Raw genomic sequence first — 9,914 nt, 5'->3', positions numbered from 1 at the left:
GACTTGCATCTTAAAGTCTAGATCGTAACGCATAAAAATACCCCATAAGTTGTGTCCAACTTATGGGGGTCAGTTCATAGCAACCTTTTTTTACTTCTATAAGAATTAGTCATACCTTACATGAATTTATAGTATTCCTATGACCATAATAGTGAGATAGTTTGCATCTAATAAATATTAAGCCAGTCTACAAAATAAAATTTCTTCATTGTTACACTCTCTTAAAGTAGCTCTACTTCCAAGTAAGCTTCTCAATCATTGATAATAAGGGATATAGCTTTCTCTCAAAGTATCAAAAAATTGAGCAGACGCCTAGACTTCTTTTTTACATAGTTAGAGTAAAGCTATTTTAGAGCCCGCAAGATTTCTGCAAATTCTGCTGAGACAAATTATCTACTCAAAACATCAGTTAGAAGTGAAAGTATCCTGTCAGTAAGTAAACAACGCCAATATATCTGTTACTATCCTAGGTTTGAATCTATTCAGATTATCTTACTAGGAAACCAAAGTGAAGGAATAACTATGGCAGCTTATTACAATTGTATTCAACGTGAACAGCAAGCAGACAATGTCAGCATTGCGCATTATGAACCGACTCAACATGCCCAAGGCGCATGGAATCAACATGAACAGCATATGGCAGCAGCGACGGGCTTGTTGACTCATGAGCTGAGCCAGTATGTACCGCAAGCGAATATGCGCATAGCACGCATTAGCCTTGATATACTAGGACTGATACCGCTTGAGGATTTTATCATTACCACTCGCTGCATTCGTCCTGGCAAAACCATCGAGTTAATAGAATCGGTCATGAGTAGTGGTGGTCGCGCTTGTATTACTGCGCGTGCTTGGCGACTCTTGACACAAGATACTAGCGCCATTGCAGGCTTGGAAGATCAAAACGCAACTCAGCATCCTGATAAGCTGCCTGTGTGGGAAGAGATGAAAAGCTGGCCGGGTGGGTTTGTCAAAAGCGTACATCTGGTTGCGAATAAGGAGCGGCGGGCGGGCAAAGGTATGGTATGGATTACCAATGATACGGCAATGGTAGAAGGTGAGCCTACTACTGATGTGGTGCATCTGCTCGGGATGGTGGATATTGCTAATGGCATCGTACCAAGACTGGGGTTAGAGCTGAACGACTTACAATGGATGTTCCCTAATACGGATTTGCAAATTCACATGCATCGTATGCCTAAAGGACGCTGGTTAGGTTTAGAGGCAGTACAACAATACGGCGCTGACGGTATCGGTATCACCAGTGCAGTCTTACATGACGTCTATGGACCTTTTGGTCGTAGTGAGCAAATTCTCACTATTCGTCAGATTCCGCGTTAAATTTTGTTGGTATATAAAAATTATGAGAGAGGATGGTGAACTCAATCGAGGACACCATCGCTAGCAGTATTATTCATGTAAGTAAATTCACAGCACTATTCAAAAATAATCACAATAAAGTTTCAAATATCTGCTCAATAGAAGCCTGTTCTTTGTGCACATTAACGACCGATATTCCCTGCATCGTGTAATAAAATCGCGCGGCTCTTATCTCCGCCTGCTTTTTGTCATATCCTAAGTTTTCAAAAATCATCGCAATAAAAGTCAGACGGTGCGTATCGACTTCATTCAGAATTTCTCGAACCGCTTTATCATTTTGTGACCAGTTACGAATGGCAAGCTCTAAAGCCGCGCCATTGGTTTTGGTATTACGCTTATAAGGAATCAAAAAAAGCTTTCTCAAGCGTTCTTCAGGTGTCAATTCTATATCACTTAAACGCTCAATAATAGCAACCGTCGAGCGAGTACGCCAGTTTGATAGTAGCTTTTCGAACAACTCTTTTCTGCTACTAAAATGCCAGTAAAAACTGCCCTTGGTCACCTTTAGCTTTTTGGCAAGCGGCTCTACTCTGACGGCAGAAATACCAGATTTAGCCAATTCGGATTCAGCGATATCCAACCAATCTTTCGCAGTCAATCTGTTGGATTGACTTGGATTTTTTTCTATTAAATCCATGCTTTTAAGACCTCTATTTATTAAAAAAGAGTCAATCATCGTTGATTCACTCTTAAACAGTTAATTCATTATGTTTTGTACGCTTCAAGTACTCTAAATGCTAAATGCAAGATACCTGAAGTCCGACCATGCAATAGCACTATAGCAATTGATAATTATACGCTTATTGAGCCAAGCCCTTAGTCATTCAGGTCAAATTTGCCGTATCTTATCATTTTAATAAACTTAAGTCCTAGCCTAAGAAGATACCTGGTTCATTCTCACCTATTCTCCGAAGATCTCTCGCTCATCCTGTTAGATACCAGTAAACAGCGCTTCTACCATTTAAATCCTTACTTATCACATCGATATACGGCTAATTATAATATATAACATACGCTTTAGTATGTTATATATTAATAGAATATATTAAATTATGCTAAATTGAAATAAATTTTACCTAATAATTTCGCCTAAGAAACTACCTGGTTTTATCTTATAATCCATTAATTATAAGGATTTATGAAATAAAAATATATTAATTACATTATGCTTCGTAATATAGGTAGAAAATTTTTTGTAATTTACCATACGGTAGCGTATTGACATGATCGATACTTTGCATTATTGTAATTGTCAGTGATAAATAATCATCTCGTGAAAACTGTTATCAAGGAAGATTGAATATGCAAGTAATTGATTCTGGCAAAGGCAAAACGATTGAGGCTTTTGGATTGCAAACCAACTATTTGGAAATGGGCGAGGGTGAGCCATTATTGCTATTGCATGGTTCAGGACCAGGCGTCTCTGCCTATACAAACTGGCGTAAGATTATTCCTGAGCTTGCCAAACACTTCCGTGTCATTGCGCCTGACTTAGCGGGCTTTGGCCATACCGAAAGAGATCCTAACTTCAGTTATGATATTAAGCATTGGGGCAAGCACTTACTGGCCTTTTTAGATGCGTTAGGTATCGAAAAAACCCACGTCATTGGTAACTCATTTGGTGGCTCGTTGACACTTGCAACGGCGGCCCGTTTCCCTGAAAGATTTTCCAAGCTCTGTTTAATGGGCACCCCTTGTGACAAGTTCTTTATGACGCCCGGTCTGCGCTCAGGATGGGACTACACGCCATCACGCGAAAACATGCGTCAAGCTATGTCACACTTTCCATATAATCCAGACACCATCACCGATGAGTTGGTCGAAGAGCGTTATCAAACCAGCCTTATTCCTGGTGCTCAAGAAGGTCTGCGCAAGTTATTAGTACAGCCAAATGAGGAAGGGGAAACCGAACTCTCTGGCATGCCTGAGCACGTGGTCGCCAAAATCAATCATCCTGCTATCGTTATTCACGGCCGTGAAGACAAAGTCGTGCCAACAGAAATGGGTTTTAAGTTAGGTCGTTCGATGCCTAATGCAGATTTGCATGTCTTAGCCAATTGTGGTCATTGGGTCATGGCTGAAAGACCTAAAGAGTTCCTGCAATTGGTCATCAATCATTTCACGGCAGAATAGAGCGAGGTTGTTATGTTTCATGTTGGAAAATTAGAAGACTTAGACATTGGCGAGGCAATTAAGCTGGACCAATTTAACCCGCCAATCGCCATCATTCGTGGTGAAAGCGGTGAGGTTTATGCGATTGATGATACCTGTACACATGCCCAAGCCTCATTTTGTGATGGTTTTGTAGAGGGCGATACCGTTGAGTGTCCGCTGCATATGTCAGTATTTTGCCTAAAGACGGGCGTTCCTGATAACCCGCCAGCGATAAAAGCCGTCAATGTTTATGATGTCGAAATTAGAGATGGTGAGATATACGTTGAGGTCGACAGATGAGACAGATTGAGTCAGTCATCGTTGTTGGTGCAAGTGCCGCTGGAGTGAGTTGCGTCAGAACATTACGCCAACTGGGCTTTTTGGGCAGCATTACGCTGGTCGATAAAGACCAACATGGCGCCTACGAGAGACCACCATTATCCAAGCAGATTTTGATGCAAGCAGATAGCACCCATCACGATATTGCTTTAATCAGCGATGACGAGCTCACGGCGCTCAATATAGAAGCTCACTACGGTGATGGTGTGCGTCAATTAGATCCTACGACGCGCTGCATCACTTTGGAATCTGGTAAAGCGTTAAGTGCTGATGTCATCGTGTTGGCAACGGGTGGCGAGGCAAGACGACTGCCTATAGAAGGGGCAGATTTGCCACAAGTCTTGGTACTACGTCACTATGAAGATGCTCTAAACCTACGCCAACGATTGACCGCTGATACACGCGTGGCGGTGATAGGTGGTGGCTTTATTGGTGCTGAAACTACAGCTTCGTTATCAAAATCTGGCGCCGCAGTACAGTGGTTAGATGCCGCTGCGCTGCCCATGGCTCATCTACTGCCGACAGAATTATGCGAAAAAATCGTCGCCAATCACTGCGCCCAAGGCGTGACGCTGATCTCTCATTGCCGCCTCGATAAATTCATAGAGCAGCCAGATGGCAGTGTGTCCATATTGTTTGACGATGCCACGACCATTGAGGTTGATGTCATTGTAATGGGCGTTGGTATGGCGCCAAACACCCCTTATCTTTCGGATGCAATCAGCGCTGAGTTATTAAACCCAGTAACGGGTGGTATTCAAGTAAATGAGAATCAAGCTACTAAATTCGCAGGCGTTTATGCGGCAGGAGACGTTGCGGCAGTGAACCAAGCTGATGGCTCAACGGTACGTCATGAGCATTGGCAGTCAGCGCAACATCAAGGGGAGCGAGCCGCCGCGGCTATTTTAAATAAAGAGGCGCCTGCTGCACCCGTCGATTGGTTTTGGTCAGATCAAGGCGATTTGCATATAGAGATGGCTGGCAAGATTTTACCAACAAAAGAGCATTTGGTCGTGAGACTTGAAGGTGATTGGCCGGTGTATTTTAGTGTGGTTGATAACCGCGTCGTCGGTGCCGTCAGCGTCAATAATCCAAATGCTGTTCGCGCCGCCATGCGCATGATAAAGAATGATGTGAATGTTGAGCCATCACAATTGGCCAATCCAGAGCTACCACTGCGAAAACTAATGCGCGGCTAGATGCGCGGCTATATGTGTGGTGAAGGGATAAAACTCATAAAAGGGACTTTTAACATGTCAGAGATAAAAGCGTTGGGCTATTTGGGCTTCTCCATTGCTGATAAAGAAGCGTGGCGAGATTATGCCGAAAACATACTGGGCGTCAGTGTCGATGACCATGATAACGGTGATATGTCATTGCGCGTCGATTCGTATGCTTGGCGTATTCAACTCAAAAACTCAGATCATAACAATCTAGATTATGTCGGTTGGGAAGTCAGTGACAAGCAAGATTTGGAAAATCTAAAAAACCGCTTGCACGAGCATAGTATCGCTTTTGAATTGGGTTCAGATGAGTTGGCAAAATCTCGTCAAGTAAAAGAGCTTATCGTCTTTTATGATCCTGATGGCACCCGCTGTGAAGCCTTCTATGGCCCTTTGCAGTTGACTAATCAGCCTTTTGTCAGTCCTAAAGGTTTTCGCTTTATCACTGGCGAGCAGGGACTCGGTCATATCGTTCTTATTACTAAAGATCATGCGGCGCAAGAAGCATTCTATACTCAGCTTTTAGGCTTCAAAGTATCAGATTACATCAATACCGAAATCGTACCTGGTAAACCTTTAAGTATCTCCTTCTTACGTTGTAACGGTCGTCATCATTCTTTGGCATTAGCGCCTGTGCCTATCCCAGCGAAAGTTGCTCATATCATGTTGCAAGTCGATAACGTTGATGATGTTGGTCGGGCGATGGATGCGGCAGAGAAAGCGGGTACACATTTCTCGTTCACGCTAGGTCGACACTCTAATGATGAGATGTTGTCTTTTTATACCATGAGCCCTTCTGGTTTTGATGTTGAGTTTGGCTGGGGTGCCATAGAAGTTGATGATGATAGCTGGCATGTCAAAGTTCATCATACCAATTCAGCTTGGGGACATAAGTTTCAGCGTCCGCCACGTAAATAACCTATCAATATACGACGCAAAAATACACGACGCACATGAGAGCTTTACATTATGAATGATAATAATCCTGCCGCCGATTCAGCCAGTTCATTGTTTGATGCCTATACCAAAGGCGCAATCGCACCACTGCGTGACCAAGTTGACGCTACCGATATCTCTTTGGCTTATCAAATTCAGCAAGAGAATCATCGCCGCTGGAGTGAGCAAGGTAGAGTCACCATTGGTCGCAAGATTGGCCTGACCTCAACCGCTGTGCAGGCACAATTGGGTGTAGATCAACCTGACTATGGCATGGTCTATGCCGATACTTGCTATTGCTCAGGGGCACAAATATCTGTCGGTCAGTTTTTGCAGCCCAAAATTGAAGCCGAAATTGCCTTTGTACTTAAGTCTGACTTAGATGCTGACCATTTAACGATTATCGATGTCATCAACGCCGTTGATTATGCCGTTGCCGCTTTAGAGATTGTCGATAGCCGTGTGGCGAATTGGGATATTAGCCTGTTTGACACCATTGCTGACAACGCTTCTTATGGCGGAATTATCGTGGGAACCACTCCTGTACCGCTCAGCCAACTGGATTTAGAAAACTGCAAAATGCAATTAGCAAATGGTGATGCAGTCGTTTCTGAAGGCGAAGGTCGGGCGTGTTTAGGCAACCCCTTATTGGCGACACTTTGGCTTGCCAATATGATGATTAAAAATGGTGAGCCACTCAAAGCAGGTGATGTGGTGCTATCTGGTGCTCTAGGTCCAATGATAGCCGTCAAATCAGGGGATCAATTTACCGCCAGCATAGATGGTCTAAATATTGTGTCAGTAAGTTTTATCGATTAATCAACCGAATAGCAAGTCGAATAAGCAGTTCACCTATCGAAAAGGATGTCAATAATATGTCAACGAAAGCGAAAGTCGCCATCATCGGTTCAGGAAATATTGGAACCGATTTGATGATTAAAATTCTAAAAACCTCTCAAGAGCTAGAAATCGTCGCCATGGTTGGTGTCGATCCTGAATCTGATGGCTTAGCACGCGCCAAACGTATGGGCGTCGCAACCACTCACGAAGGTATCAATGGTTTAGTGGCTATGCCTGAGTGGAAGGACATCGCGATTGTCTTCGATGCCACTTCAGCCTCTGCACATGCCACCCATTCTAAAATTTGTAATGAAGCAGGCAAAGTTATTGTTGATTTGACCCCAGCTGCGATTGGCCCGTTTATTGTCCCAGCGGTCAATGGTGAGTCTAATATCGATCAGCCTAATGTCAATATGGTGACGTGTGGTGGTCAAGCGACCATCCCAATGGTATATGCCGTATCACGCGTTGCACCTGTGCATTATGCAGAAATCATCGCCTCTATCTCATCAAAATCTGCAGGACCCGGTACACGTGCAAATATTGATGAGTTTACCGAAACCACCTCGCAAGCTATCGAACAGGTAGGCGGTGCCAAAAAAGGCAAAGCGATTATTGTCCTAAATCCTGCCGAACCCCCGATGATTATGCGTGACACTGTACTCACCTTTTCTGAAGATGCCAATGAAGACGATATTAGAGCCAGTGTTGATGAAATGGTAAAAGAGGTACAAAGCTACGTACCAGGTTATCGTTTAAAACAGACAGTACAGTTTGAGCGCTATACCGAAAAAAACCCATTGCATATACCAGATATCGGCACGCTGACAGGACTCAAAACTTCAGTATTCCTTGAAGTAGAAGGGGCGGCGCATTATTTGCCCTCGTATGCGGGCAATCTAGACATTATGACCTCAGCGGCACTGAAAACTGCTGAAAAAATTGCGGTAGCCAGACAAGCACAAGTAGGAGCATAAATCATGACTAATAAAAAACTATATATCCAAGACGTCACCCTTCGCGACGGTATGCATGCCATACGTCATCAGTATGGTATTGACCATGTACGTGATATCGCTAAAGCCCTCGAAGAAGCTGGTGTTGATGCCATTGAAGTTGCGCATGGCGATGGCTTAAGCGGCAGTAGTTTCAACTATGGCTTTGGTGCGCATACCGATTGGGAGTGGTTAGAGGCGGTTGCTGATGTATTAGACAAAACCGTATTGACCACACTATTGCTACCCGGTATCGGCTCTGTCAAAGATTTAAAGCGCGCTTATGATTTGGGCGTACGTTCAGTGCGTGTTGCAACCCATTGCACAGAAGCGGACGTCTCAAAACAGCATATCGAAACAGCGAAAGCGATGGGCATGGACACGATAGGCTTCTTGATGATGTCGCATATGGTATCGCCCACCAAACTGGCCGAGCAGGCAAAAATCATGGAGTCGTATGGCGCAGGTTGTGTCTATGTCGTAGACAGCGGCGGCGCGATGAATATGAATGATATTGCAGATCGGGTAAAGGCGCTAAAAGATACGTTAAATGCCAGCACTGAGCTTGGTATTCACGCGCATCACAACCTAAGTCTAGGTGTCGCCAATAGCATTGTCGCGGTCGAAAATGGCGTGACTCGTGTCGATGCTTCCTTGACAGGTATGGGCGCTGGCGCTGGCAATGCACCACTAGAAGTATTTATTGCCGCTATCAACCGTTTAGGATGGGAGCATAACTGCGACCTTTATAAATTGATGGATGCGGCTGAAGACTTGGTGCGACCACTACAAGACCGGCCTGTTCGGGTTGACCGTGAGACGCTAACACTTGGCTATGCTGGTGTTTACTCTAGCTTCTTACGTCATGCCGAAAAAGCATCTAAGCAATACAATATTGATGTGCGAGAGATATTGGTTGAAGTGGGCAAGCGTAAGCTTATCGGTGGTCAAGAAGATATGATCGTTGATGTGGCTCTGGACTTAATCAATAAAGTGAAGGGGTAGAGGATATGGCTAATAGAGATATCGTATCTACATTATATGATCAGATGCGGCTGCCAGTTATCGTGGCGCCGATGTTCCTGATATCGGGTCCTGATTTGGTTATCGCATCAGCGAAAGCGGGAATAATAGGCTGTTTCCCAGCCCCTAACGCTCGCACGATTGAGGTGCTAGAAGAATGGTTGGACAAAATAGAATCTGAACTTAAAGGTACCGCGTCTGAGGGTATGTGGGCGATGAATATGATTGTCCATAAAAGCTACGACCGTTTTGAGGCCGAGTTGGCATTGGTTGAGCGCTACAAACCTAAGTTTGTCGTGACCGCACTTGGTAGTCCTAAACGAGTGTTAGATAGAGTTCATGCGTTTGGTGGCAAGGTTTTCGCCGATGTTATCAATGCAGAGCAAGCTAAAAAAGCCGTCGAAGCAGGCGTCGATGGTCTTATTTTGGTCTGTTCTGGTGCAGGCGGTCATACCGGCAAATATACGGCTTTTGCTTTTGTAGAAGAAGTTCGCCGTTTTTATGATGGGCCTATCATCGTTGGCGGCGCGATACAAAGCGCCAAATCAATTGCCGCCTTGCTCGCTCTTGGGGCTGACTTTGCTTATATGGGCACTCGCTTTATCAGCTGTCCTGAGAGCTTAGTAAACGATGATTATCGCAGTATGTTGGTTGACTCAACCATGTCGGATATTGTGACATCAGATGTCGTCTCTGGAGTGATGGCCAATTGGCTAAAAGCCAGTTTAGAAAAATCAGGCTTTGATCTTAAGTCGTCTAAAGGCAGTACGGAAATTGATTTTTCTGATATCCACGGTGAAGGTAAAGCTTGGAAGGACACTTGGGGCGCAGGTCACGGGGTGAGCGCGACCGAGTGCGTTGAGAGCGTCGCTGATGTGGTTGACTCGTTAGCTACCGAGCTTAAAACCTTGAAATCTACGCTTAACGATAAGCTTGCCGAATGGCCTAAAGCATAAGCAGTAAGTAACAAGCAGTTTCTATCTTTATATCCAATACCGATTGATGAGCATTGAATATAAAGATTCAA

Annotated in this window: 10 protein-coding genes; 9 read left to right on the top strand and 1 reads right to left on the bottom strand. The window is 44.3% G+C overall.

Annotation, left to right across the window (positions count from 1 at the left end; genetic code table 11):
• Positions 1-522: 522 nt before the first annotated feature.
• Positions 523-1,338: a thioesterase family protein gene (locus AC2FA3_RS04100; RefSeq protein WP_490508444.1), complete on the top strand. Its 816-nt coding sequence runs from the start codon at positions 523-525 to the stop codon at positions 1,336-1,338.
• Between the two features lie 109 nt (positions 1,339-1,447).
• Here AC2FA3_RS04100 and AC2FA3_RS04095 read toward each other — a convergent pair whose 3' ends face one another.
• Positions 1,448-2,014 carry a TetR/AcrR family transcriptional regulator gene (locus AC2FA3_RS04095; RefSeq protein WP_490508443.1) on the bottom strand — a complete coding sequence of 189 codons (567 nt, stop codon included), beginning with the start codon at positions 2,012-2,014 and terminating at the stop codon, positions 1,448-1,450.
• Positions 2,015-2,679: 665 nt separating this feature from the next.
• On the opposite strand from AC2FA3_RS04095, the gene AC2FA3_RS04090 reads away from it, so the two are divergent.
• From AC2FA3_RS04090 to AC2FA3_RS04055, 8 genes are read left to right on the top strand one after another with little or no spacing between them, the layout of a single operon-like run.
• Positions 2,680-3,510, top strand: a complete 831-nt coding sequence (locus tag AC2FA3_RS04090) for an alpha/beta fold hydrolase (protein ID WP_490508442.1) — start codon at positions 2,680-2,682, stop codon at positions 3,508-3,510.
• A gap of 12 nt (positions 3,511-3,522) precedes the next feature.
• Positions 3,523-3,831: a bifunctional 3-phenylpropionate/cinnamic acid dioxygenase ferredoxin subunit gene (locus AC2FA3_RS04085; RefSeq protein ID WP_062536176.1), complete on the top strand. Its 309-nt coding sequence runs from the start codon at positions 3,523-3,525 to the stop codon at positions 3,829-3,831.
• The gene (locus AC2FA3_RS04080; RefSeq protein WP_490508441.1) at positions 3,828-5,069 is read left to right on the top strand and encodes an NAD(P)/FAD-dependent oxidoreductase; all 1,242 of its coding nucleotides are present in this window, start codon (positions 3,828-3,830) and stop codon (positions 5,067-5,069) included. Before AC2FA3_RS04085 ends, AC2FA3_RS04080 begins: the two co-directional genes overlap by 4 nt.
• A gap of 54 nt (positions 5,070-5,123) precedes the next feature.
• On the top strand, positions 5,124-6,011 hold the full coding sequence (locus AC2FA3_RS04075) for a VOC family protein (protein WP_490508440.1): 888 nt from the start codon (positions 5,124-5,126) through the stop codon (positions 6,009-6,011).
• A gap of 51 nt (positions 6,012-6,062) precedes the next feature.
• A complete protein-coding gene (locus AC2FA3_RS04070; protein ID WP_490508439.1) occupies positions 6,063-6,848 on the top strand; it encodes a 2-keto-4-pentenoate hydratase in 786 nt (261 codons plus the stop codon).
• A gap of 56 nt (positions 6,849-6,904) precedes the next feature.
• Complete coding sequence (locus tag AC2FA3_RS04065) at positions 6,905-7,846, top strand: acetaldehyde dehydrogenase (acetylating) (protein WP_201610738.1); 942 nt, start codon at positions 6,905-6,907, stop codon at positions 7,844-7,846.
• 3 nt (positions 7,847-7,849) lie between these two features.
• Positions 7,850-8,869: a 4-hydroxy-2-oxovalerate aldolase gene (gene dmpG, locus AC2FA3_RS04060; RefSeq protein WP_201610730.1), complete on the top strand. Its 1,020-nt coding sequence runs from the start codon at positions 7,850-7,852 to the stop codon at positions 8,867-8,869.
• A gap of 5 nt (positions 8,870-8,874) precedes the next feature.
• Positions 8,875-9,843, top strand: a complete 969-nt coding sequence (locus tag AC2FA3_RS04055; protein WP_490508438.1) for an NAD(P)H-dependent flavin oxidoreductase — start codon at positions 8,875-8,877, stop codon at positions 9,841-9,843.
• Positions 9,844-9,914: the final 71 nt, after the last annotated feature.

This window comes from Janibacter sp. CoH_79_TC_3, assembly GCF_058197955.1.
Note: the sequence above shows the minus strand (reverse complement) of the source record. Positions and strands in the feature narration are given on the sequence as shown.